The organism is Streptomyces sp. NPDC088817 (assembly GCF_044750345.1).
Classification (GTDB): domain Bacteria; phylum Actinomycetota; class Actinomycetes; order Streptomycetales; family Streptomycetaceae; genus Streptomyces.
Map to the genome: position 1 here is coordinate 421,694 of NZ_JBIVJN010000004.1, position 21,578 is coordinate 443,271.

The following is a 21,578-nucleotide window of genomic DNA, read 5'->3' on the forward strand; positions in this document are numbered from 1 at the left end:
AATCCACTCTTCCGTTCCGAAGGTTCCCAAAGGGGCACCGTCCAGTGAAGCACGCCGAATGCCCGATCACGCATGGGGGTGCCAAGCACCGTTAGAGCCTCAGGTCAGCGGCAGGAGCATGATCACGTCGTCCCGGTCGTCACCCGGCTCCACCCGGATGGCGCCCGGCACCCGCCCGACCTCCTTGTAGCCGCAGGAGGCGTAGAACCGCTCCAGGCCGAGCCCGCCGCGGCAGGTGAGCCGGATCGCCTCGATGCCCGGGAAGCCACGGGCCGCGTCCTCGGCGGCCGCGAGCAGGTCCCGTCCGTGGCCCCGGCCCTGGTGACGCGGGTGCACCATCACCGTGTAGAGCCAGAGCCAGTGCGTCATCAGCCGGTGGGTGTTGAAGGTCAGAAAGGCGGTGGCGGCGACCCGGCCCTCCTCGTCGTGGCCGACCAGCAGCCGTGCGCGGCCCTCGGTCAGCGCGAGCAACTGCCTGACCAGTTCCGGACGTATCTCCTCCCGCGTCGCGGGCGGTATGAACCCGACCGCTCCGCCGGCGTTCGTGACATCGGTCCACAGGTCGAGGATGCCGTCGCGCAGGGTGGGGTCGACGGCGGGATCAAGGGTGAAAGTAAGGGGCATCGGGCGATCGTATCTATTACACCAGGGTGCGCGCAGCCACTTTCAGATCGGAGAGCAGCCCCCGGTACGCGCCCTCCCGGTCGTCCGCGCGCAGCACGGACGAGGGGTGCACGGTCGGCACCACCCGCTCCCGGCGCCCGTGGATCTCCGCCTCCAGCACCGTCCCGCGCACCTCGGTGACCCGGAACGAGGAGCCGAGCAGCGCCTTGCCGGCCGTCGCGCCCAGGACGACGATCAGCTCGGGCTCCACCAGCCTGAGTTCGGCCGCCAGCCAGGGCCCGCAGGCCACCGTCTCGCGCAGGCTCGGCGCCTTGTGGATACGGCGCTTGCCCGGGCCGGACCGGGTGAACTTGAAGTGCTTGACGGCGTTGGTGACATACGTCTCGCCCGGGTCGATGCCCACCTCGGCCAGCGCCCGGTCGAGGAGCTTCCCGGCGGGCCCGACGAACGGCCGGCCCTGCCGGTCCTCCTGGTCCCCGGGCTGCTCGCCGACGAGCATGACCCGGGCGCCGGTGTCCCCGGCGCCGAACACGGTCCGGGTGGCGTCCCGGTGCAGCGGGCAGCCCCGGCAGCCGGCGGCCGCCTCGCGCAGGGCGGCCAGGTCCGCGTGTTCGGGGACGAAGGGAGCGGCGGTGTAGGCGTCCTCGGGCGCCTTCGTGGTGGCCATGCCGGACGGGTACCCGTCCGGCCCGCGGCCTCACGGGGTGCGCCAGGGCCTGCGTTCCCGTCGTCGCCCGAGGGGGCGGACGGGAAGGTGACGGCAGGCCCTGAGCGCGTGGGCTCAGACCCGCATCGGCTGCGGCGACTCGCGGCGCTCCGGGTCCGGGCCGCCGTACTCCCGGATGATCTCGTAGCGCGTGTTGCGCTCCACCGGGCGGAAGCCGGCGTCGCGGATCAGGTCCAGCAGGTCCTCGCGGGTCAGCTTGTTCGGGGTGCCGTAGTTGTCCGCGTCGTGCGTGATCTTGTACTCGACGACGGAGCCGTCCATGTCGTCCGCGCCGTGCTGGAGCGCGAGCTGGGCGGTCTGCACGCCGTGCATCACCCAGAACACCTTGACGTGCGGGACGTTGTCGAAGAGCAGCCGCGAGACGGCGAAGGTCTTCAGCGCCTCCGCGCCCGTCGCCATGGTGGTACGGGCCTGGAGGCGGTTGCGGACCTTGCCGTCCTGCACGTCGACGAAGTCGTGCTGGTAGCGCAGCGGGATGAAGACCTGGAACCCGCCGGTCTCGTCCTGGAGTTCACGCAGCCGCAGCACGTGGTCCACACGGTGGCGGGGCTCCTCGATGTGCCCGTAGAGCATGGTGCACGGGGTCTTCAGGCCCTTCTCGTGCGCCAGCCGGTGGATGCGCGACCAGTCCTCCCAGTGGGTGCGGTGGTCGACGATGTGCTGCCGGACCTCCCAGTCGAAGATCTCCGCGCCGCCGCCGGTGAGGGACTCGAGACCGGCGTCGATCAGCTCGTCGAGGATCTCGGAGGCGGACAATCCGGAGATCGTCTCGAAGTGGTGGATCTCGGTGGCGGTGAACGCCTTCAGCGACACGTCGGGCAGCGCGGCCTTCAGCTCGCGCAGGGAGCGCGGGTAGTAGCGCCACGGCAGGTTCGGGTGCAGCCCGTTGACGATGTGCAGTTCGGTCAGGTTCTCCGACTCCATCGCCTTGGCCAGCTTCACGGCCTCCTCGATGCGCATCGTGTACGCGTCCTTCTCGCCCGGCTTGCGCTGGAAGGAGCAGTACGCGCACGACGCGGTGCACACGTTCGTCATGTTGAGGTGCCGGTTGACGTTGAAGTGCACCACGTCGCCGTTCTTGCGGGTGCGCACCTCGTGGGCGAGGCCGCCGAGCCACGCAAGGTCGTCCGACTCGTACAGCGCGATGCCGTCCTCACGGGTCAGGCGGACGCCCGTCCTGACCTTCTCCTCCAGCTCGCGCTTGAGCCCGACGTCCATGCCCCTACCTCTTTCCTGAAGACTGCGACCACCGTACGCCCGTAGGATCAGACCTCCTCGGGCAGCTCACCCACCCGGTTCTCCCACTTCGTGGACAGCACGATGGTGGTACGGGTCCGGGAGACGCCCTTGGTCCCGGACAGCCGCCGGATGATGCTCTCCAGTCCGTCGACGTCCGAGGCGCGCGCCTTGAGCATGAACGAGTCGTCGCCGGCGATGAACCAGCAGTCCTCGATCTCGGAGAGGTCCTTCAGCCGCTGCGCCACGTCCTCGTGGTCGGCGGCGTCGGAGAGCGAGATGCCGATCAGGGCGGTGACGCCGAGACCGAGCGAGGCGGAGTCCACGGTGGCGCGGTAGCCGGTGATGACGCCGGCCGCCTCCAGCCGGTTGATGCGGTCGGTGACGCTCGGTCCCGACAGGCCGACGAGGCGCCCCAGCTCCGCGTAGGAGGCCCGGCCGTTCTCCCTCAGGGCCTGGATGAGCTGCCTGTCCACCGCGTCCATGCGATCGAAGCCTTCCACTGAAGAGATCCGACGAGAGATCTGAAGAAAGTTCCTGAAGTGTCGAGTGGTACTGGTACCGCAGGAGAGCGCCGCCCGACGCTCACGCGGGCCGGGAGCCGCCCAGTTCGCCCTCCCAGCGACGGTAGAGACCGTGGGGTACGCCCACCGCGTCCAGGGCCCGGCCGGCGACGAAGTCCACGAGGTGCTGGATGTGGGTCGCCCCGGCGTAGAAGGCGGGCGAGGCGGGCAGGACGGTGGCGCCCGCGTCGTCCAGTTCCACCAGGTGCCGCAGCGTCCGGCCGTTCAGCGGGGTCTCCCGTACGGCCACGACCAGCGGCCTGCCCTCCTTGAGGGTCACGCTCGCCGCCCGTTGCAGCAGGTCCTTGGAGAGCCCGAGGGCGACGCCCGCCACACAGGCCGTCGAGGCGGGCACGATCAGCATGCCCTGCGCCGGGTACGACCCCGAGGACGGTCCGGCCGCCAGGTCACCGGCGCTCCAGTGCCGTACTCCCGTGAGGTCCACGTCGAACGTGCCGGGCTTGCCGTCGGCGCCGAGGGACAGCCATTCGCCCAGGTCGTCCCGCCAATGGGCGTCCCGGAAGGAGATGCCGGTCTCGTCGAGCAGGGTGAGTCGCGAGGCCCGGCTGACCACCAGGTCGACGCTCTGTCCGGCGTCGAGCAGCGCACGCAGCACCGCGGCCGCGTACGGCGTGCCGGACGCTCCGGACACCCCCACGATCCAAGGCGCCCGCCGCGTTTCTCCTGGCTTCATGTGACGAGCCTATCCGTCGGCGCTCATGATCCGAACCGCAGGGATCAGACCGTGAGACCACGCACCAGCAGGTCGAGCAGCGCGCACACGAAAAGGGCGATGCCGATGAACCCGTTGACGCTGAAGAACGCCCGGTTGAGGCGGGACAGGTCGTGCGGGCGGACGATCGTGTGCTCGTAGACGAAGGCGCCCGCGACGACGACCAGGCCCAGCCAGAAGAAGGCGCCGGCGCCGGTGGCGAGGGCGTACCAGACGAACAGCGCGGTGGTGACGAGGTGGCAGGCCCGCGCTCCCCAGATGGCGGCGGGGACGCCGAAGCGGGCGGGGACCGACTTCACGCCGACCTCGCGGTCGGTCTCCACGTCCTGGCAGGCGTAGATGAGGTCGAAGCCGCCGATCCAGACGCCGACGGCCAGGCCCAGGATCACCGCGTCCCAGGACCAGGTCCCGGAGATCGCCAGCCAGCCGCCGATCGGACCCATCGCCTGGGCCAGGCCCAGGATGGCCTGCGGGAAGTTCGTGAACCGCTTGCCGTAGGGGTACACCACCATCGGGACCACCGCGACGGGGGCGAGGGCCAGGCAGAGCGGGTTGAGCAGGGCCGCGGCCGCGAGGAACACGACGAGCGCGACGAGCGCGCCCGTCCAGGCGTGCCGCACCGACATCGCGCCGGTCACCAGCTCGCGGTGCGCGGTGCGCGGGTTACGGGCGTCGATCTCCCGGTCGATGATCCGGTTGACGGCCATCGCGAACGTGCGCAGACCCACCATCGCCACGGTGACGAGCAGCAGCCTGCCCCAGTGGATGGTCCTGTCCCACTCGTACATCGCGGTCAGGGAGGCGATGTAGGCGAAGGGCAGCGCGAAGATCGAGTGCTCGATCATGACCAGGCGCAGGAAGGCCTTGGTGCGTCCCGGCTGCGGGATCGCGGCGGACGCGGAGCTCACAGGCCGTACTCCTTCCAGCGGCGGTCCACCAGGGCCGCCGTATCGGGGTCCGACAGGACCATCTCCGGCCACCCGCCGTCCCGCGTGTAGCCCTCCTCGGGCAGCTTCCTCGTCGCGTCGATGCCCGCCTTGCCGCCCCAGAACTGCTGGTAGGAGGCGTGGTCGAGGTGGTCGACGGGGCCTTCCACGACGGTGAGGTCGCGGGCGTAGTCCGTGTTGCCCAGGGCCCGCCAGGCGACCTCGTGCAGATCGTGGACGTCGCAGTCGGCGTCGACGACCACGATCAGCTTGGTCAAGGACATCATGTGCGCCCCCCAGATGGCGTGCATCACCTTCTGGGCGTGCTTGGGGTACTTCTTGTCGATCGAGACGATCGCGCAGTTGTGGAAGCCGCCCGCCTCGGGCAGGTGGTAGTCCACGATGTCCGGGACGATGATCTTCAGCAGGGGGAGGAAGAAGCGCTCGGTGGCACGGCCGAGCGGTCCGTCCTCCGTCGGGGGGCGGCCCACGACGATCGACTGGAGCAGGGGCCGCCTGCGCATCGTCACGCAGTCGATGGTCAGCGCCGGGAAGGGCTCCTGCGGGGTGTAGAAGCCGGTGTGGTCGCCGAAGGGCCCCTCGGGCAGCATCTCGCCGGGCTCAAGCCAGCCCTCCAGGACGACTTCGGCGTTCGCCGGGACCTGGAGCGGGACGGTCCTGCAGTCGACCATCTCGATCCGCCGGCCCGCGATGAACCCGGCGAACAGGTACTCGTCGATGTCGCCGGGGAGCGGCGCGGTCGAGGCGTACGTGACGGCCGGGGGGCAGCCGAAGGCGATCGCCACCGGCAGCCGCTCGCCGCGCCGGGCGGCGACCTGGTAGTGGTTGCGGCTGTCCTTGTGGATCTGCCAGTGCATGCCGATGGTGCGCTTGTCGTGGCGCTGGAGGCGGTACAGCCCGAGGTTGCGGACGCCGCTCTCCGGGTCCTTGGTGTGGGTGAGTCCCAGGTTGAAGAAGGAGCCGCCGTCCTGGGGCCAGGTGAAGAGGGCCGGCAGGGCGTCGAGGTCGACGTCGTCGCCGTGCAGGACGACCTCCTGCACGGGCGCGCTGTCGGGCTTCACCTTCTTCGGCGGTACGTGCGTCATCGCGCCGAGCTTGCCGAACGCCTCGCGCACGCCCACGAAGCCGTGCGGCAGCTCGGGCCGCAGCAGCCCGCCGATCTTGTCGGAGATCTCACCGTAGGACTTCAGGCCGAGGGCCTTCAGCAGCCGCCGGTCGGTTCCGAAGACGTTCATGGCCAGGGGCATCGCTGAGCCGCGCACGTTCTCGAAGAGGAGTGCGGGGCCGCCCGACTTCTGCACTCGGTCGACGATCTCGCCGACCTCCAGATACGGGTCGACCTCGGCCTTGATGCGCGTGAGGTCTCCCTCGCGCTCCAGCGCCCTGAGCAGGGAACGAAGATCGTCGTACGCCATGGGGTCCAGTATCCCCGAGCGGCTACCCTGGCCCCGTCACGGGGCCGGTGCAGGGCCCCACCACCGCTTTCCAGGGGGCTTCCCGACATGCTCAGGGTGCTGCTGTACTACGTCGTGCCGCTGGCACTGATGATCTTCGCGTTCATCGACTGCCTGAACACGCCCGAGGACGAGGCGAAGCACCTTCCCAAGGTCGCCTGGGTCTTCATCATCCTGCTCTTCCCGATCGTCGGCTCGATCGCCTGGCTCGCCGCGGGCAAGGACCGGCGCCCTCCGGTGAACGGCCGCACGCCCTCGGAGTGGCACCGCAACGAGCGGCTCGAGTACGTCGCCCCGGACGACAACCCCGCGTTCCTGAAGTCCCTCGCCGAGGAGAACAAGAAGGACGAGGACCTGCTGAAGAACTGGGAGGCCGACCTGCGCCGCCGCGAGGAGGAACTGCGCCGCAAGGAGAACGGCGAGGAGCCCAAGAGCAGTTGAGCGGCGCCGGTCGGGGGGCGATACGGCTAGCGCAGCCGGGACGAGGACAGGATCGACAGCAGGTGGGCCGGGACCATCACCCAGGTGATGGCGGCCAGCGCGACGAGCGCCCAGCGGGTGACGTCGGCTCCGCCGGTGACGGTGTCGCCGATGGCCGCGGCCAGCAGGAGCAGGGACGCCTCGATGCCGTTGGTCACCCGGTGGATCTTGAACGCGGCGGCCAGCCGGCGCACCGCGGCCACGCCCTGCGAGCGCGGCCGGGTCGACTCGTCGTCGGCGACGGCCAGCCCGCGCCGGGCCCGCGCCACGTCGACCAGGTCGGTGGACGCCTTCAGCAGCACCACGCCGAGGGCGGTCGCCAGGCCCAGCGACACCCAGCCGCCGAAGCCGGACCGGGCCGCGTGGAACCCGGCGCCCACCATCAGGGCGGCGTCCGCGAGATAGGCGCCGAGCCGGTCGACGTAGATGCCGGACGCGCTGTTCTGGCCCTTCCAGCGGGCGACCTCGCCGTCCACGCAGTCGAAGAGCAGGAACAGCTGCATCAGCACGACGGCCAGGACGGCCCCGGTCAGGCCGGGGATCAGCAGCGCGGCGCCGGAGGCGATCCCGCAGACGACCATGGTCCAGGTCAGCTGGTCCGGGGTCACCGGGGTGCGCACGAGCTGCCGGGTGAACCGCAGCGAGACCCTCCGCATGTACAGGCGGCCCGCCCAGTGCTCGCCGTTGCGGCTCACCAGTTTCGCCTGCGGCTGGCAGACCTCCCGCAGCTCCTCCAGAACCGGAGCAGCACCCATGACCGTTTCCTCCCACCCAGCCCGACCGCCGCACGTGCGGCGATGATCGGGTCAGGGTACAGAGTGGATTACCTCGATCAGGCGTTCGAAGCGGACCCGCCAGCTCGGCTCCGACTCCGTCTCCCCCAGGAACTCGTGGGTGAAGCGGAGCACGGTGCCGTCCGTGCCGTCGCGTTCCAGGTGGAAGCGGATGCGGCCGCCGCCCTCCAGGGTGTACTCGGCGATCCGGTCCACGTCCCACGCGGTGATCCGCCCGCTGCCGAGGCCGCGCAGGCCGACCGCGCCGCCGAGCCGGGGTTCCAGCTCGTCGGCCGCGGTGAACCAGCGCGCGAGGCCCTCCGGTGTGGTCAGCTCCGGCCAGACCCGCTCCATGGGCCCGGGAAGCCGCACCAGGAAGGTGAGCAGGCGCGTGTTCCCGTGGATCTGGCTGGCGCCCTGTTCGATGGAACCGGTCATGACACCAGTGTCACCGAGGGTCCGGTCAGACGCCCGAGTACGAGTGCTTGCCGCTGACGAAGATGTTCACGCCGTAGTAGTTGAACAGCCAGCAGCCGAACGCGATCAGCGCGATGTAGGCGGCCTTGCGGCCCTTCCAGCCGGCCGTGGAACGGGCGTGCAGGTAGCAGGCGTAGGCGACCCAGGTGATGAAGGACCAGGTCTCCTTGGGGTCCCAGCCCCAGTAGCGGCCCCAGGCGGACTCGGCCCAGATGGCGCCCGCGATGATCGTGAACGTCCACAGCGGGAAGACTGCGGCGTTGACGCGGTAGGAAAACTTGTCCAGGGACGCCGAGGCCGGCAGCCGCTCCAGGACGGAGGTCGCGAAGCGGCCGGGCTTTCCGCCGGAGGCGAGCTTGTTCTCGTAGGAGTCCTTGAACAGGTACAGCAGGGTGCCGACCGCGCCGACGTAGAAGACCGCGCCGCAGAAGATCGCGGTGGAGACGTGGATGTACAGCCAGTACGAGTGCAGGGCCGGGACCAGCTGGTCGCTCGCCGTGTAGAGCACGGTGACCGCGAGGCCGAGGTCGAGCAGGACCGTGGTGGTCAGGAACAGGCCGAGCCAGCGCACGTTCTTCTTCAGCGCGAGCAGCAGCAGGTAGACGCCGACCGCGACCGTGGAGAAGGTGATGTTGAACTCGTACATGTTGCCCCACGGCGCCCGCTGCACGGAGGCCGCGCGGGCGACGACGCCGCCGAGCGCGAGGAGGAAGCCGAGCACGCTGAGGGACACGGCGATCCGGCCGTACAGGTCGCCCTTCTCGTCGCCGCCGTGCGCGCCGGGTCCGTCGGGCACGTCACGGGCGCCGGCGGCGGACCGTACGACCACCTTGGGGCGCTCCAGCACGGCGGTGCCGCCGGCGGACTTCACCGTCACGGCCGGGCCCTGCGCCTTGGCCGCGCCGTCCTCGGCGGTCAGCGCGGCGGCCGTGCGGGCCACCTTGCTGCGGCTGCCGAAGAGCCATTCGGTGATGTACGCGAAGAAGGCCAGGGTGTAGACGGCCATCGCGGAGTAGATCAGCGTGTTGCTGATGCTGGCCAGGTTCTCGTTGGTCGCCGTGGCGAGCTCTGTTGCGGCGGCGAGAGTCACTTCTCCTCAGCCCCTTCGGCGGGTACGGGGGCGCCGGCGTCCGGCTCCCGGTCGGGGTCGGCGTCGGCCTGTGCGGGCGCCTTGTCGTGGACGAGGGCGGCCAGGTCGCCGAGCTCCTCGGGGAGTTTCGCGGACTCGCTGCGGCCCAGGCCCGCCATCTCGACGACGGTCGCGCCGTCGGCGCCCCGCACGGCGCGCACCCAGACGCGGCGCCGCTGGATGAACAGGGAGCCGGCCAGGCCGGCGATGGCGGCGAGCGCGCCGGTGAGCGCCCAGACGGTGCCGGGCTGCTGCACGACCTGGAAGCCGGCCCACTCCTTGATGTCCTTGTCGAAGGTGATGGAGCCGGCGCCGTTCGGCAGCGTCATGGTCTCGCCGGGCAGCAGCCGGGCCGCGACGATCCTGCCCTTGGCGTCCTTGAACTGCTTGAGGTTCGGGTTCTTGGTGTCGAGCTGGTAGACGTTCTGCGGCACGCCCGCGTCGACGCCCAGGTCGCCGTGGTACCCGGTCAGCGCCAGGACGGGGAAGTCCAGCGCCGGGAACTGGGAGAACATCGTGCCCTTGCCGGCCCCGGCGAAGGTCGGCACGAAGAACGCGGAGAAGCCGAGCTGCTCGGACTTGCCCTCGGGGTTCCTGTAGCCGTCGAGCACCTTGATCGCGCCCTGCGAGGTGACGTTGGAGTCGACCGGCAGCAGCGGCACGGCCTGGTGGTAGACCACCTGGCCCTTGCCGTCCCGGACGGTGACGGTGGGGGCGTAGCCGTGGCTGACGAGGTAGACCCGGGCGTCGTCGACGGTCAGCGGGTGGTTGGGCGAGATGCTCGCCTTCCGCTCCTTGCCGTGGGCGCCCAGGCTGTAGGTGATGTCCGCCCGGTACACGCGCGGCGTGCCCTTCTGCGGGCCGGTGCGCTCGTAGGTGCCGGTGAACTTCTTCAGGTTGAAGCTGAAGGGCACCAGGTCGTCGTCGTTGAAGAGGTTGCCGGACTTGAAGTCGTCGTACTGGGTGAGGGTGTTGGAGAAGCCGTCGCCCTCGACGATCAGCTTGTTGCCCTCGGTCTTGTACAACTGGCCCCAGGCGAAGGCGATCAGCATCACGATCAGCGCGATGTGGAAGACGAGGTTGCCCGCCTCGCGCAGATAGCCCTTCTCGGCGGCGACGGCGTCATCGGCGAGATGGGCGCGGAAGCGGCGCTGCTTGAGGATCCTCAGCGCGCTCTCGCGGACCTCCTCGGGGGAGGCGGCGGTGCGCCAGGTGGTGTACGCCGGCAGCCGGGTCAGCCGCTTGGGGGCGCCCGGCGGGCGGCTGCGCAGCTGGCCGACGAACTGCCAGGTGCGCGGCACGATGCAGCCGATGAGGGAGACGAACAGCAGGATGTAGATCGCGGAGAACCACGGCGAGCTGTAGACGTGGAACAGGCCGAGCTTGTCGCAGATCGGCGCGAGCACGGTGTGTGCCTGCTTGAATGCCTCGACCTTCATCGCGTCGGTGCCGCTCTGCGGGATCAGCGAGCCGGGCACGGCGCCGAGGGAGAGCAGGAACAGCAGCATCAGCGCGACCCGCATGGAGGTGAGCTGCCGCCAGAACCAGCGGACCCAGCCGAGGATCTCCCGCCCGGTCCAGGCGAGCCGGCCGGCCGGTCCGGGCGCCCGGACGCCGCCGAAGGAGCCGGGTACGACCGTCTCGGCGGGGGCGGTGGACAGCTGGGAGCCGGCGGCTCCGAGGTCGTCGTCGCCGGGTGGCACCGCCGGGGTCTCGTCGGCCGTCGTACTGGTTGGCGTCTTGCTCATGGATCAGATCCCCACAGTGAAGCCGGTGGACCACGTCTGCATCTCCTGCACCAGCCGGTCCCAGGCGCCGGTGAGCAGCAGCACGCCGGTCACGATCATCATCGTGCCGCCGACGCGCATCACCCAGACATAGTGGCGCTTGACCCAGCCGAAGGCTCCCAGCGCCTTGCGGAAGGCGATCGCGGTGAGCACGAACGGGATGCCGAGGCCGGCGCAGTAGGCGACGGTCAGCAGGGCGCCGCGCCCGGCGCTGGCCTGGGCGGAGGAGAGCGCCACCACGGAGGCGAGGGTCGGTCCGATGCACGGCGTCCAGCCGACTCCGAACAGGGCCCCGAGCACGGGTGCGCCCACCAGGCCCGTGGCGGGGCGCGTGTGGAAGCGGAACTCACGCTGGGTCAGCCAGGGCATCAGGCCCATGAAGAAGACGCCCATGAGGATCATGAGCGCGCCCAGCACCTTCGACAGGACGCCCTTGTACTCCTGGAGGGTCTGCCCGAAGAACCCGAACAGCGCCCCGCCGGAGACGAAGACCACGGTGAAGCCGAGGACGAAGAGGGCGGCGCCGACGGCCATCCGTCCGCGCCGGGCCTCGGCCAGGTCGGTTCCGGTGACACCTGTCACATACGACAGATAGCCGGGGACGAGCGGCAGGACGCACGGGGAGAAGAAGGAGACGAGCCCGCCGAGTACGGCGATGGGCAGCGCGAGCAGCAGGGCTCCGCCGGACACCGTCTGATTGGGATCAGCGACTGCGGCCAGTAGCACGACGGCTCACTTCTCCGCGACGACCGGGTCGAGCATCTTGCGCAGCTTGTTCTCGCTGAGCGCCTGGAGGGCGCGCGCGGCGATCTTCCCGTCCCGGTCGACGATGATCGTGGTGGGGATCATCTGCGGGTTCAGGGTGCCCTTCTGGAAGCGGAGCATGAGCTTGCCGGCCGGGTCGTACAGGCTCGGGTACGGCACGTCGAACTGCTTCTCGAACGCGAGCGCCGGCTGGGTGCTGGTGTCGCGTGTGTTGATGCCGACGAACTGCACGTCCTTGCCGGCGGTGTCCTTGGCCACCTTGACCAGGTTGGGCGCCTCGGCGCGGCACGGCGAGCACCAGGAGCCCCAGACGTTCAGGACGACGACCTTGCCCTTGTAGGCGGCCATGTCGAGCTGCTTGCCCTCGAGGGTCTTGCCGGACAGGTCGGGGGCGGGCTTGCGGTCGGCCTTCGGCACGGTCGCGATGCCGTCGGCGCCGGTGATGAAGTTGGTGTTGCCCGAGCCGCCGGAGGTGCCGCCGGAGCCGCAGGCGGACAGGGCGAGTGCCAGCGCGGCGCTCCCGGCGGCGAGCAGGGCGGCGCGGCCACGGACGCGGCTCGGACGCGTGCGGTGCGGACGGGGGGTGCGGTTCGCCCGGTTCGAGCACTGGGGGGCACGACTGACGGCACTCATGTGAAAAGTTTCGCATGCCCCTTCCGGGGATCTTGCGCACCCCCCTCACGGCCGGAAAACCGCATTTCAGGCGGGGTTCGAGGGGGCTCCCGTGCTGGGCGCGCCGACGCCGGAAACGTCCGCGAGGAACTCCTTCCAGCCGCCCGCCGGGCGCTGTCCGACGTCGAGGGTGCGCAGCTTGGCGAGCACCTCCGGCTTCTGCACGTCCATCCAGTCGACGAACTGCCGGAAGGAGACCATGCGCACGTCGGCGCCCTTCTCCTTCTCCCGCGCGATGTGCCGGAAGGCCTCCTCGACGGAGTCCATGTAGATGCCGCCGTTCCACTGCTCGAAGTGGTTGCCTATGAAGTACGGCGCCCGGTTTGTCTCGTATGCCCGCCTGAAGCCCTGGATGTAGGCCTGCGCGGACTGCTTGCGCCAGCCCGGGTAGTTGTGGGCGGGCGCGTTGGTGGAGTTGACGGACTGGTTGGCCAGCATGTTGTAGTCCATCGAGAGCACCTCGAACCGGCGGCCGGGGAAGGGTACTTGCTGCAACGGCAGGTCCCAGATGCCCAGCCGCTTGTCCGGCCACGTCTGGCGGCCGCCGGGCGAGGAGGCGTCGTAGCGCCAGCCGAGTTCGCGGGCGGTGGGCAGCAGCTGGTTCTGCCCGAGCAGGCAGGGGGTGCGGCCGCCGACGAGTTCCTTGTCGTAGTCGAAGGGCAGGGCGGGCAGATCGCTCCAGCCGGTGTTGGTACGCCACTGCTTGACGAAGGACTTGGCCTGGTCGATCTCGCTGCGCCACTGCTTGGGCGTCCAGTTCGCGACCGTGCCGTGGCCGGAACAGAAGTGGCCGTTGAAGTGGGTGCCGATCTCGTGGCCTTCGAGCCAGGCGCGGTGGACGTTGGTGAGCGTGGCCTTGACGTGGTCGTCGGTCAGGTAGCCGATGTCGGAGGCGCCGCGCGGGTTGTTCGGCGGGTCGTACAGGCGCTTCTTCGACTCCGGCAGCAGGTAGAGCCCGGAGAGGAAGAAGGTCATGTGCGCCTCGTGCTCCTTGGCCAGGTCGAGGAAGCGCGGGAAGAGGCCGTTGCCGACCTCGCCGGCCCCGTCCCAGGAGAAGACGACGAACTGCGGCGGGGTCTCGCCCGGCTCCAGCGGGACCGGCGCGGCCGGCTGGAGGGGCTGCTTGCCGGTGAACGAGGTCGAGCCGTCGCCGATGGGGCGCGCGGGAGGTGTCGTGGGCGCGCTCGGGGTGGACGTGCTCGCACGGGGGGATCCGGTGGCGCGGCCGGGGTGCGGGGACGTGACGGTGCCGCAGCCCGCGAGCCCGGCGGCGGCCGCGGCGCCCGCGCCGAGGCCGAGTATTCCCCTTCGGGAGAAGGTGCGCATGAGAGATCCCCGATTCGTCACTGCCGCCGATGGTCACTCACTCAGAGGCAGTGACGAACGCAGGGGTTCCGCGAACCAATATGAAATTCACAACAAACGCAAAGGCAGGAGGCGACTTACGCCCCGAAGGCCTTGCCCTGCCCCTTCACCGGCTTGGCACCCGCGAGGAGATGCGCCGGCACCAGATCGCGGGCCGGCTCGGTGTAGCCGACGGAGACGATCCGGTCGCCCCGGTAGGTGAACGTCGTCAGCGAGGCGAGCGTGCACTGCCGCTTGCGCGGGTCGTGCCACAGCCGCCGCCGCTCGACGTAGGAGCGCACGATCCAGATCGGCAGCTGGTGGCTGACGAGCACCGCCTCGTGCCCGCGCGCCTCGTCCTTCGCCGCGTTCAGCGCGCCCATCATGCGCACCACCTGGTCGATGTACGGCTCGCCCCAGGACGGCTTGAACGGGTTGACCACGTGCTTCCAGTTGCCGGGCCTGCGCAGCGCGCCGTCGCCCATGCCGAAGGTCTTGCCCTGGAAGACGTTGTCCGCCTCGATCAGCCGCTCGTCGGTGGCCAGGTCGAGTCCGTGCGCCTTCGCTATCGGCGTCGCCGTCTCCTGCGCCCGCTCCAGCGGGGAGGCGACGACGTGGGTGATGTCACGGGGGGCGAGGTGCTCGGCGACCCGCTCGGCCATCTTCCGGCCGAGCTCGGACAGGTGGTAGCCGGGCAGCCGCCCGTACAGGATCCCGTCCGGGTTCTCGACCTCGCCGTGCCGCATCAGATGGACGACGGTGATGTCGTCCCCGGCGTTCTTCTCGGGCGTCTCGCTCATGCCGTCGCCTCCGCCGCCGCACGGGCCGCCGCCGGAAGGGCGTCGGCGATCCGCTGGAGTGCCGTCTCGTCGTGCGCGGTGGAGACGAACCAGGACTCGAAGGACGAGGGCGGCAGGTACACGCCGTTCGCCAGCATCGCGTGGAAGAACGCGGTGAAGCGGTACGACTCCTGCGCCTTGGCGTCCTCGTAGTCGCGCACCGGGCGGTCCGTGAAGAACACGGAGAACATGTTGGAGGCGTTCTGCACGGTGTGCGCCACGCCCTCCTTGGTCAGCGCCTCGGAGACCATGGCCTGGATCTGCCGCGAGACGGAGTCGACCGTGCTGTACGCGGCGTCGTCGAGCAGGCGCAGCTGGGCAAGTCCGGCGGCGGTGGCGACGGGGTTGCCGGAGAGGGTGCCGGCCTGGTAGACGGGCCCGGCGGGGGCGAGGTGCGCCATGACGTCGGCGCGACCGCCGAACGCGGCGGCCGGGAACCCGCCGCCCATCACCTTCCCGAACGTCATCAGGTCGGGCTCGACCCCGTCGACGCCGTACCAGCCGGCGCGGCTGGTGCGGAAGCCCGTCATGACCTCGTCGGAGATGTACAGGGCGCCGTTCGCGGCGCAGAGGTCCTTGAGCTGCTGGTTGAACCCGGGCAGCGGCGGCACCACTCCCATGTTGCCCGGCGAGGCCTCCGTGATCACGCAGGCGATCTCGCCCGGGTGCGCGGCGAAGGCGGCGCGCACCGCGTCGGCGTCGTTGTACGGCAGCACGATCGTGTCGCCGGCCTGGGCGCCGGTGACGCCGGGGGTGTCGGGCAGGGCGAAGGTGGCGAGCCCCGACCCGGCCGCGGCGAGGAGGGAGTCGACGTGCCCGTGGTAACACCCGGCGAACTTGATCACCTTGGACCGCCGGGTGAACCCGCGAGCGAGCCGGATCGCGGACATGGTGGCCTCGGTGCCGCTGGAGACCAGCCGCACCCGCTCCAGCGGGCCGACCCGGTCCACCATCTCCTCGGCGAGCGCGACCTCGCCCTCACCGGGCGTCCCGAAGGAGGTGCCGTGCGCGACCGCCTCCTGCACGGCGGCGATCACCTCGGGGTGCGCGTGCCCGAGGATCATCGGACCCCAGGAGCACACGAGGTCGACGTACTCCCGGCCGTCGGCGTCCTTCAGGTACGGACCGCTGCCGGAGACCATGAACCGGGGCGTGCCGCCCACGGCGCGGAAGGCGCGCACCGGCGAGTTCACGCCGCCGGGCGTGACGGCCGCCGCACGGTCGAACAGCGCCTGCGAGACAGGGGCTTCGTAGGGATAGGGCAGTTCGCTCATGACCTGCGACTTCTCCGACTTCTCGGGGGTTCTCCGGAATACGGTGGGCTGTGACCTGTTCAGGGTAGGCCAGCGACGGCGGCGGACCGGGGGCGGAGCGGCCGGACCGGCCGGATCCGGGTACGACGAGCGGCGGATTCGCGGATTCCGAGCGGCCCATCTGCGAAACTGGGCTCCGCGTACGTATGAACAGGCGAAGGGTCGTGTCGGGGCCACCAAGATCCCGCGGGCAGAAGTTTGGGCGCACGTTTCGGCGGGCGGCCGCGGGGGAGGTCACTGACACGATGATCGGGTTGCGCGGCGGGGGCGACGCGTCCTAGAAAAGCAGTCGGGTGGAGATATGCATCGCGGTGGCGGACTGGGCGAGGGGACCGATGGCCTGGGTCCTCGACGTGCCCGGCGGGGAAGGCACCGGCGCGACGCTGAGGAAGCGAGCGAAGCAGGCCGGGCACGGGATGTACCGAGTGAGTCCGAGCGGAGCGACCGGCGGGCCGAGCTGCTGGGGGCAGGGAGCAGGAATGGTGGTCGGGTGGGGGTGACGTACAAGTATTTCGGCGCGCCCGACGGCGCGACGGCGGCCCGCGTCCCGATCTCGATGCGCCCCGAGGAACTCGGTGGCGACGAACTCGGCATGGGTGGCATGTTCACCAAGATCAAGCCGGAGACGATGGCCGCCATGGTGCTGACCGGCATCGAGGGCGTGCCCCTGCACAAGGTGCCGCCGCTCGAGCTGGTCGTCCTGCACCCCGACTACGCGGTCGTGAAACTCCCGACGACCGCGGTGGACCCCCTGCGCGACATCGGCGAGGAAGCGGTCGGCGCGGCCGCCTTCATCTGGTCCACGGTCCCGGACCGCGGCGGCCCCCGCGACGCGTTCAACGTGTACCAACTCCTGCACGAGTGGCAGGACTTCTCACACCGGCTGCATGAGGCGGGGCACCAGCCGTATTGCCTGGTGTGGCCCTGACCTGCGGTTTGATGCGGTTCGGGCGGGGTCTACGGGCCTCGCCCCTGCTCGTACTGGGTGTAGATCGTCCGGCAGGGCGGTTTTGCCGATGAGTTCACCCTCCTCGAACGGTCCACCCAGCGACACGACCGTTCTCGACAGGAGTGCCATGTCCACCATCCAGCCAGTGATCATCACTGCCGACCAGGACGTCCTGCTCAGCTTCTATACGAAATTGTTCGGCGCCGAGGAGATCTTCCGGGTACCGGCGGAAGGCCCGGCCTTCTACCTCGGCCTGCGCATCGGCGACACCGACCTCGGGCTGGTGGCCAAGGCGAACCCGGGGACCGGGGCTGCACCGCGGATCCTGCTCAGCATCGGTGTCGACGACGTCGACGAGACGCTCGGCCGGGTGACGGCGCTGGGCGGCTCGGTCCGGGGCGGCCCCAACGACATGCCGTGGGGACAGCGCGTCGCCCACATCCAGGACCCCGACGGCAACCCGGTGAACCTCAGCCAGCCGATCCCGGCCCGGTGACGCTGTTCCGGGTGCTTGTGCTGGTCGTGGGCTGCCTGCGGTAGAGGTCAATTGCCTGTAGTGGCCTCGATGTCCGTCAGTACGAGCAGCGCGCGAAGCAGGTGGGTGGCGCGAGCGGCGTCAGTGCGAAGCTTGGTGAGGATCCGCCATGGTCCCGAACTCCTGAACCATCCGTTCGACCATCGCGACGACCTGGTCCTCCCGGGACACATCGGCCTCGTACACCATCGCGCGCACCCCGAACCCGGAGATCTCACACCTTCCGGTCAGAGCTGGACGGGCAGGTGCCGCGGGCCGCGAAGCATGGCGTTCTGCCGGTAGGGAGGCGGGTCCTGGACCAGGCGCGCCGTGCCCAGGCGCGGGATCAGCGCGCCGAGCGCGGCCTGGGCCTCCAGACGGGCCAGGGGGCCGCCGTAGCACAGGTGAATGCCGCCGCCGAAACCGAGGTGCTCGTTGTCCGGGCGGGTGGGGTCGAACCGGTCGGGCTCGTGGAACCGCCTGGGGTCGCGGTTGCCCGAGGCCAGCGCGAGGACGACGGACGTGCCCTTGGGGAGCACGGTGCCCGCGACGTCGATGTCCTCGCGGGGGATGCGCTCGCGCATGTGGACCGGTGGTTCGTAACGCAGTAGTTCCTCCACCGCTCGCGGCAGCAGATCGGGGTCGTCGCGCAGGCGTTCCAGATGCTCGGTGTGGCGCAGAAAGGTGAGCACCCCGTTGGTGATCAGGTTGACCGTGGTCTCGTGCCCCGCGATGAGCAGGAGCACGGCGGTCTCCGCGAGTTCCTCCTGGGTGAGCCGCAGGGCCGGATCCGGCTCGTTGGCGAAGGCGGAGAGCATGTCGTCGCCCGGGCGGCCACGGCGCCGCTCGGCGAGGTTCACCAGGTACCCGCCCATCTCGACCCGCGCCTGGTCGCCCGCCTTGTCCGCCTCGGTGGTGTCTTCCTCGGGCCTGACGTCCGCGGCTGTGACCAGAGCGTCGGACCAGGCCCGGAACAGCGGCTCGTCCTCGCGTGGCACGCCCAGCAGGTGACAGATCACCGCGACAGGCAGTGGGTAGGCGAAGTCGTCGACGACGTCGATCTGCCGGCCGGCCTCGAAGGGCTCCGTCAGTTCCTTGGTGATCCGGTCGATCTCACCGCGCATGGCGTCGACCCGGTACGGGCTGTGCGGCGGTCCGAAGGGCCGCATGGCCAGGGTGCGGAGCCTGTGGTGCTCCGGGTCGTCGAGCCGCAGGAAGGGCGGCTTGTGTGCCACCTCGCCACGGATGCGGGGGTCGACACTCATCCGCGGGTCGTGGAGCAGAGCGGCGATCTCGTGGTAGGTGCCGACCAGGTGGCTGCCGTCCGCCTGCCGCACCACGGGTCCGGCCTCGCGGAGCTCCGCGTACAGCGGGTAGGGGTCGGGGCGGCTGGCGTAGTCGGTGATCCGTGCCAGCAAGGTCTCGGAGTCCATGGTGGCTCCTCGTCGTTGGACGGGACGTGCGTCAGCCCGTGGCTACACCACGGTCAGTCGGCGGTCGGGAAGGTAGCCGGTGAGCGCCACGGTGGGACCGTGGGAGAGCCCCTTCGGATCCGGCACGTCGGACGGAATCGGGACGTCGGCCGCGATCGCGCGGTCCTGCGCACCGGGCGGGGGCGGGAAGGGGGCAGCCGTCTCGATCAGGTGCCGGTAGTAGTCGAGCGACTTTGCCATGTCGACGGTGACCGCGGCGGTGACCCGGCCCTGGTAGCCGTAGACCATCGCCAGACGGCGCGCCTCCAGAGAGCCCTGGGCGATGACCACGTAGTCGGAGTAGGTCGGTACGCCCACTGACTTGATGTTGAGCCCGAACTGGGTCGACCAGAACGTCGGTACGGCCAGGTGCGGGCGCCGCAGAGGCCCGGGACTGACCATGTTGTGGGCCGCCACCTCGGCCTGCTCGACCGCGTTTCCCCAGTGCTCCAGGGAGAGCAGCTGGTAGCCGAACAGGGGGTGGGGGAAGCGGGAGACGTCTCCGGCCACGAAGACGTCGTCGGTGACGATTCCGTACATGTTGAAGGCACGGCATCCGGCGTCGCAGGCGATCCCGCGCGGGCCCGCCGCCAGCCCGGACTCCGCCAGCCACTCGACGTTGCGGACCGCTCCCAGCGCCACGACGCACACGTCCGCGTCGACACGCGTGCCGTCGGACAGGTCCGCACCGGTGAAGCTGCCGTTCCCGCGCAGGGCGGTGACCGTCACCCCGGTGCGCAGGTCCACGCCGTGGTTGCGCTGCATGACGGCCGCGAGTTTCGACAGCGTGCCGCCGAGGGCGCCGACCAGGGGCGCGGGGCCGCGTTCGGCGACCGTGACGTCCAGTCCTCGCTCCCGGCAGGCCGAGGCGATCTCCGAGCCGGTGAAGCCGGCGCCGATCACCAGCACCCGCCTCGGCCCGGCGGCCAGCCGCTCGGCCAGTCCTGCGGCGTCCTCACGCGTGCGCAGAGTGAACACCCCGTCCAGGGCGCCCTCTGCCGGATTGGGCCAGGGCCGCGCCCGGGTCCCGGTGGCGATCAGCAGCCGGTCGTACGGCAACGACTCCCCGTCGGCCAGCAGTACCCGCTTCTCCAGAGGGTCCAGACCGGTGGCGGCCACTCCCAGCCGCCACTCGGCGTCCGGGTTCCGGCGCATCGGCAGCTCGGTGGTGTCCGGCGCCGCCTGGCCGAGCAGTACCTGCTTCGACAGCGGTGGCCTGTCGTAGGGCGGATGGGACTCGTCCCCGACCACGGTGAGTGAGCCGGTGAAGCCCTCCTCGCGCAGCCTCTCCGCGGCCCTCAGTCCGGCCAGCGACGCACCGACGACGACGATGCGGCCGTCCCGAAGGTCACCGGCGGCCATCGGGGTTCACCTCCTCGCCCACGAGGATGGCCTGGACCGGGCAAGCCGCCGCGGCCTGTCGCACGCGCCCGGCCTGGTCGTCGGGGACGGCCGTGGCGTACAGCAATCCTTCCTCGCCGTGCAGTTCGAACATCCTGGGTGCGAGAAACACACACTGCGCGTAGCCCTGACAGCGCGTGAGGTCCACAACGGTTCGCATCCCCACCACTCCCTCTGTCGCCGCCCCCTCCCATACAGCATGGGCCGGGCCTCGCAGGCTCGCACGGTGACCGCTCGCACAGTGGCGTCCACCTGTGCTTCGTCGGCTACGAGGTCACCGACAGGGTCGAGCTCAGGTGGCGAGGATGCTGATGCCGTCGCCCAGGAGCTTGAGGCCGAGCACCAAGAACAGGACGGCCAGTACGGCGACGTTGTGCTGCGCGGCCCAGTCCCGCCAGTTGCCGAGGATGCTTTGGGCGCGTCCGCCCATGACCAGGTAGACGGCGAGTGGTGCCAGCACCCCGAGGGAGGCGATGACCACGAAGATCGCGAGCGTTCCGGCCTGCTGTGGCACGGGGAGCCCGGCAGAGCTGATCGAGGCACCCGCGGCGATGGTCAGGGGCGCGTTCTTGACGTTTGCCGCTGAAAGCAGCAGTCCCAGGCCGAGGAGCTTGAGGGGGGTGAAGCGGTCGATCGCCGCCATCCACTTCGGGAGCCGCGCCTGTGAGGCGTCTTTGGGGCGGCGCCGCCACTGACGGGCGCCGAGCAGGACAAGGAGCGCGCCCAGAGCGAGTTTGAGAGCTCCGACCCAGGTGGCCGGGTGCTTGTGGAGGGAGGCTCCGCCTGTGCCGCCGACGGCCAGCATGATGGCGCCGAGCGCTGCGAGTCCCATAACCCAGCCGAGGGCGAACAGCAGCCCGTTGAGGCTCCCCCGCGGAGTGGCCAGGACGAGGATCATCGCCACGATCGGAAGTGGGCTGACCGCGACACCCGCCGCCAGGCCCAGTACATCACCGACAGCGTGTCCCACTGCGGCCTCCGGGGAGAGAGACAGATGACCCCGAGCGGACTGCCCGTGTCGGACGGCTTGAAGCCGGCATGCGTGTCCCTGATGCGGGCGCGGCCCTCTTCGCCATCGTGGCGCTCTCCGGGCCCGACAGCCATCGGCCGGGCGGCGAACGGGTGACCCGGCCACCGGCCCAGGGTTCGGTCGGCGGCCACCACGGCCGCCCCTGGTCGCCGGAGGCGCCGTACCGGTGCCGCGGCAGGCGACGTCCACCCGTCGAGGAGCGGCGCCCGGGGGCGCGACGGGGCGAACGTTGCCCGTCGGGGCACCGGTGCTGCGACCGGAAAGGTTTGCCGGAAAGCTCGCGGCGTCCGGTGATGGGGGTACCTCCCACGCCGTCCAGGCAGTGGGGGAGCATCGCAAGGCGGAGCAT

General features: G+C 70.4%; 23 protein-coding genes. 3 read left to right on the forward strand and 20 right to left on the reverse strand.

Going from position 1 to position 21,578, the window contains the following annotated elements:
• Positions 1–99: 99 nt before the first annotated feature.
• The 7 genes from ACIP4X_RS10500 to ACIP4X_RS10530 all read right to left on the reverse strand — a co-directional run bounded on the left by ACIP4X_RS10500 (position 100) and on the right by ACIP4X_RS10530 (position 6,245).
• Positions 100–624 carry a GNAT family N-acetyltransferase gene (locus tag ACIP4X_RS10500; RefSeq protein ID WP_358737891.1) on the reverse strand — a complete coding sequence of 175 codons (525 nt, stop codon included), beginning with the start codon at positions 622–624 and terminating at the stop codon, positions 100–102.
• 16 nt (positions 625–640) lie between these two features.
• The gene (locus ACIP4X_RS10505) at positions 641–1,291 is read right to left on the reverse strand and encodes a UdgX family uracil-DNA binding protein (protein WP_391455858.1); all 651 of its coding nucleotides are present in this window, start codon (positions 1,289–1,291) and stop codon (positions 641–643) included.
• A gap of 114 nt (positions 1,292–1,405) precedes the next feature.
• Positions 1,406–2,569: an aminofutalosine synthase MqnE gene (gene mqnE / locus ACIP4X_RS10510; protein WP_358737895.1), complete on the reverse strand. Its 1,164-nt coding sequence runs from the start codon at positions 2,567–2,569 to the stop codon at positions 1,406–1,408.
• 47 nt (positions 2,570–2,616) lie between these two features.
• Positions 2,617–3,072 (reverse strand): Lrp/AsnC family transcriptional regulator, encoded by a 456-nt coding sequence (locus ACIP4X_RS10515; protein WP_358737897.1) that lies wholly within the window; start codon positions 3,070–3,072, stop codon positions 2,617–2,619.
• A 100-nt stretch (positions 3,073–3,172) separates the two neighbouring features.
• Positions 3,173–3,844, reverse strand: a complete 672-nt coding sequence (locus tag ACIP4X_RS10520) for a flavoprotein (RefSeq protein WP_391455856.1) — start codon at positions 3,842–3,844, stop codon at positions 3,173–3,175.
• Positions 3,845–3,888: 44 nt separating this feature from the next.
• On the reverse strand, positions 3,889–4,791 hold the full coding sequence (gene mqnP, locus ACIP4X_RS10525; RefSeq protein ID WP_358737900.1) for a menaquinone biosynthesis prenyltransferase MqnP: 903 nt from the start codon (positions 4,789–4,791) through the stop codon (positions 3,889–3,891).
• On the reverse strand, positions 4,788–6,245 hold the full coding sequence (locus ACIP4X_RS10530) for a menaquinone biosynthesis decarboxylase (protein ID WP_358737902.1): 1,458 nt from the start codon (positions 6,243–6,245) through the stop codon (positions 4,788–4,790). Before ACIP4X_RS10530 ends, mqnP begins: the two co-directional genes overlap by 4 nt.
• 87 nt (positions 6,246–6,332) lie before the next feature.
• Between ACIP4X_RS10530 and ACIP4X_RS10535 the strand changes: the two genes are divergently transcribed.
• Positions 6,333–6,725 (forward strand): PLD nuclease N-terminal domain-containing protein, encoded by a 393-nt coding sequence (locus ACIP4X_RS10535; RefSeq protein WP_358737904.1) that lies wholly within the window; start codon positions 6,333–6,335, stop codon positions 6,723–6,725.
• A 26-nt stretch (positions 6,726–6,751) separates the two neighbouring features.
• Here ACIP4X_RS10535 and ACIP4X_RS10540 read toward each other — a convergent pair whose 3' ends face one another.
• From ACIP4X_RS10540 to hemL, 9 genes are all read right to left on the reverse strand, one after another.
• Positions 6,752–7,519, reverse strand: coding sequence for a CDP-alcohol phosphatidyltransferase family protein (locus ACIP4X_RS10540; RefSeq protein WP_391455852.1), 768 nt, complete (start codon positions 7,517–7,519; stop codon positions 6,752–6,754).
• Between the two features lie 51 nt (positions 7,520–7,570).
• Entirely contained in the window at positions 7,571–7,975 is a 405-nt protein-coding gene (locus tag ACIP4X_RS10545; protein WP_358737908.1) for an SRPBCC domain-containing protein, read from the reverse strand.
• 25 nt (positions 7,976–8,000) lie between these two features.
• Positions 8,001–9,104 (reverse strand): c-type cytochrome biogenesis protein CcsB, encoded by a 1,104-nt coding sequence (gene ccsB, locus ACIP4X_RS10550; protein WP_358737910.1) that lies wholly within the window; start codon positions 9,102–9,104, stop codon positions 8,001–8,003.
• Positions 9,101–10,891 (reverse strand): cytochrome c biogenesis protein ResB, encoded by a 1,791-nt coding sequence (locus ACIP4X_RS10555; protein ID WP_358737911.1) that lies wholly within the window; start codon positions 10,889–10,891, stop codon positions 9,101–9,103. Before ACIP4X_RS10555 ends, ccsB begins: the two co-directional genes overlap by 4 nt.
• A 3-nt stretch (positions 10,892–10,894) precedes the next feature.
• The gene (locus tag ACIP4X_RS10560; RefSeq protein WP_358737913.1) at positions 10,895–11,656 is read right to left on the reverse strand and encodes a cytochrome c biogenesis protein CcdA; all 762 of its coding nucleotides are present in this window, start codon (positions 11,654–11,656) and stop codon (positions 10,895–10,897) included.
• 6 nt (positions 11,657–11,662) lie between these two features.
• Positions 11,663–12,328, reverse strand: a complete 666-nt coding sequence (locus ACIP4X_RS10565; RefSeq protein ID WP_358737915.1) for a TlpA disulfide reductase family protein — start codon at positions 12,326–12,328, stop codon at positions 11,663–11,665.
• 66 nt (positions 12,329–12,394) lie between these two features.
• Positions 12,395–13,693 carry a hypothetical protein gene (locus ACIP4X_RS10570; protein WP_391455847.1) on the reverse strand — a complete coding sequence of 433 codons (1,299 nt, stop codon included), beginning with the start codon at positions 13,691–13,693 and terminating at the stop codon, positions 12,395–12,397.
• Positions 13,694–13,809: 116 nt separating this feature from the next.
• Positions 13,810–14,511 (reverse strand): histidine phosphatase family protein, encoded by a 702-nt coding sequence (locus ACIP4X_RS10575; RefSeq protein ID WP_358737918.1) that lies wholly within the window; start codon positions 14,509–14,511, stop codon positions 13,810–13,812.
• A complete protein-coding gene (hemL, locus tag ACIP4X_RS10580; RefSeq protein WP_358737920.1) occupies positions 14,508–15,824 on the reverse strand; it encodes a glutamate-1-semialdehyde 2,1-aminomutase in 1,317 nt (438 codons plus the stop codon). Before hemL ends, ACIP4X_RS10575 begins: the two co-directional genes overlap by 4 nt.
• Before the next feature lie 340 nt (positions 15,825–16,164).
• Between hemL and ACIP4X_RS10585 the strand changes: the two genes are divergently transcribed.
• Both ACIP4X_RS10585 and ACIP4X_RS10590 read left to right on the forward strand, forming a co-directional pair.
• On the forward strand, positions 16,165–16,791 hold the full coding sequence (locus ACIP4X_RS10585) for a hypothetical protein (RefSeq protein WP_358737922.1): 627 nt from the start codon (positions 16,165–16,167) through the stop codon (positions 16,789–16,791).
• Between the two features lie 148 nt (positions 16,792–16,939).
• Entirely contained in the window at positions 16,940–17,308 is a 369-nt protein-coding gene (locus ACIP4X_RS10590) for a VOC family protein (RefSeq protein WP_391455844.1), read from the forward strand.
• Between the two features lie 266 nt (positions 17,309–17,574).
• Here the strand turns inward: ACIP4X_RS10590 and ACIP4X_RS10595 are convergent, their stop codons facing one another.
• The 4 genes from ACIP4X_RS10595 to ACIP4X_RS10610 form a co-directional block, all read right to left on the reverse strand.
• The gene (locus ACIP4X_RS10595; protein WP_391455842.1) at positions 17,575–18,759 is read right to left on the reverse strand and encodes a cytochrome P450; all 1,185 of its coding nucleotides are present in this window, start codon (positions 18,757–18,759) and stop codon (positions 17,575–17,577) included.
• 42 nt (positions 18,760–18,801) lie between these two features.
• Positions 18,802–20,160, reverse strand: a complete 1,359-nt coding sequence (locus ACIP4X_RS10600; RefSeq protein ID WP_358737927.1) for an FAD-dependent oxidoreductase — start codon at positions 20,158–20,160, stop codon at positions 18,802–18,804.
• Positions 20,147–20,359 (reverse strand): ferredoxin, encoded by a 213-nt coding sequence (locus ACIP4X_RS10605; protein ID WP_358737929.1) that lies wholly within the window; start codon positions 20,357–20,359, stop codon positions 20,147–20,149. Before ACIP4X_RS10605 ends, ACIP4X_RS10600 begins: the two co-directional genes overlap by 14 nt.
• Before the next feature lie 132 nt (positions 20,360–20,491).
• Positions 20,492–21,169 carry a GAP family protein gene (locus ACIP4X_RS10610; RefSeq protein ID WP_358737931.1) on the reverse strand — a complete coding sequence of 226 codons (678 nt, stop codon included), beginning with the start codon at positions 21,167–21,169 and terminating at the stop codon, positions 20,492–20,494.
• Between the last annotated feature and the right edge of the window lie 409 nt (positions 21,170–21,578).

Bases quoted from the DNA above. Each gene is read 5' to 3' on its own strand.
- ACIP4X_RS10500 (WP_358737891.1), bottom strand. From the start codon at position 624: ATGCCCCTTACTTTCACCCTTGATCCCGCCGTCGACCCCACCCTGCGC.
- ACIP4X_RS10505 (WP_391455858.1), bottom strand. From the start codon at position 1,291: ATGGCCACCACGAAGGCGCCCGAGGACGCCTACACCGCCGCTCCCTTC.
- mqnE (WP_358737895.1), bottom strand. From the start codon at position 2,569: ATGGACGTCGGGCTCAAGCGCGAGCTGGAGGAGAAGGTCAGGACGGGC.
- ACIP4X_RS10515 (WP_358737897.1), bottom strand. From the start codon at position 3,072: ATGGACGCGGTGGACAGGCAGCTCATCCAGGCCCTGAGGGAGAACGGC.
- ACIP4X_RS10520 (WP_391455856.1), bottom strand. From the start codon at position 3,844: ATGAAGCCAGGAGAAACGCGGCGGGCGCCTTGGATCGTGGGGGTGTCC.
- ACIP4X_RS10530 (WP_358737902.1), bottom strand. From the start codon at position 6,245: ATGGCGTACGACGATCTTCGTTCCCTGCTCAGGGCGCTGGAGCGCGAG.
- ACIP4X_RS10535 (WP_358737904.1), top strand. From the start codon at position 6,333: ATGCTCAGGGTGCTGCTGTACTACGTCGTGCCGCTGGCACTGATGATC.
- ACIP4X_RS10540 (WP_391455852.1), bottom strand. From the start codon at position 7,519: ATGGGTGCTGCTCCGGTTCTGGAGGAGCTGCGGGAGGTCTGCCAGCCG.
- ACIP4X_RS10545 (WP_358737908.1), bottom strand. From the start codon at position 7,975: ATGACCGGTTCCATCGAACAGGGCGCCAGCCAGATCCACGGGAACACG.
- ACIP4X_RS10555 (WP_358737911.1), bottom strand. From the start codon at position 10,891: ATGAGCAAGACGCCAACCAGTACGACGGCCGACGAGACCCCGGCGGTG.
- ACIP4X_RS10565 (WP_358737915.1), bottom strand. From the start codon at position 12,328: ATGAGTGCCGTCAGTCGTGCCCCCCAGTGCTCGAACCGGGCGAACCGC.
- ACIP4X_RS10570 (WP_391455847.1), bottom strand. From the start codon at position 13,693: ATGCGCACCTTCTCCCGAAGGGGAATACTCGGCCTCGGCGCGGGCGCC.
- ACIP4X_RS10575 (WP_358737918.1), bottom strand. From the start codon at position 14,511: ATGAGCGAGACGCCCGAGAAGAACGCCGGGGACGACATCACCGTCGTC.
- hemL (WP_358737920.1), bottom strand. From the start codon at position 15,824: ATGAGCGAACTGCCCTATCCCTACGAAGCCCCTGTCTCGCAGGCGCTG.
- ACIP4X_RS10585 (WP_358737922.1), top strand. From the start codon at position 16,165: ATGCATCGCGGTGGCGGACTGGGCGAGGGGACCGATGGCCTGGGTCCT.
- ACIP4X_RS10590 (WP_391455844.1), top strand. From the start codon at position 16,940: ATGTCCACCATCCAGCCAGTGATCATCACTGCCGACCAGGACGTCCTG.
- ACIP4X_RS10595 (WP_391455842.1), bottom strand. From the start codon at position 18,759: ATGGACTCCGAGACCTTGCTGGCACGGATCACCGACTACGCCAGCCGC.
- ACIP4X_RS10600 (WP_358737927.1), bottom strand. From the start codon at position 20,160: ATGGCCGCCGGTGACCTTCGGGACGGCCGCATCGTCGTCGTCGGTGCG.
- ACIP4X_RS10605 (WP_358737929.1), bottom strand. From the start codon at position 20,359: ATGCGAACCGTTGTGGACCTCACGCGCTGTCAGGGCTACGCGCAGTGT.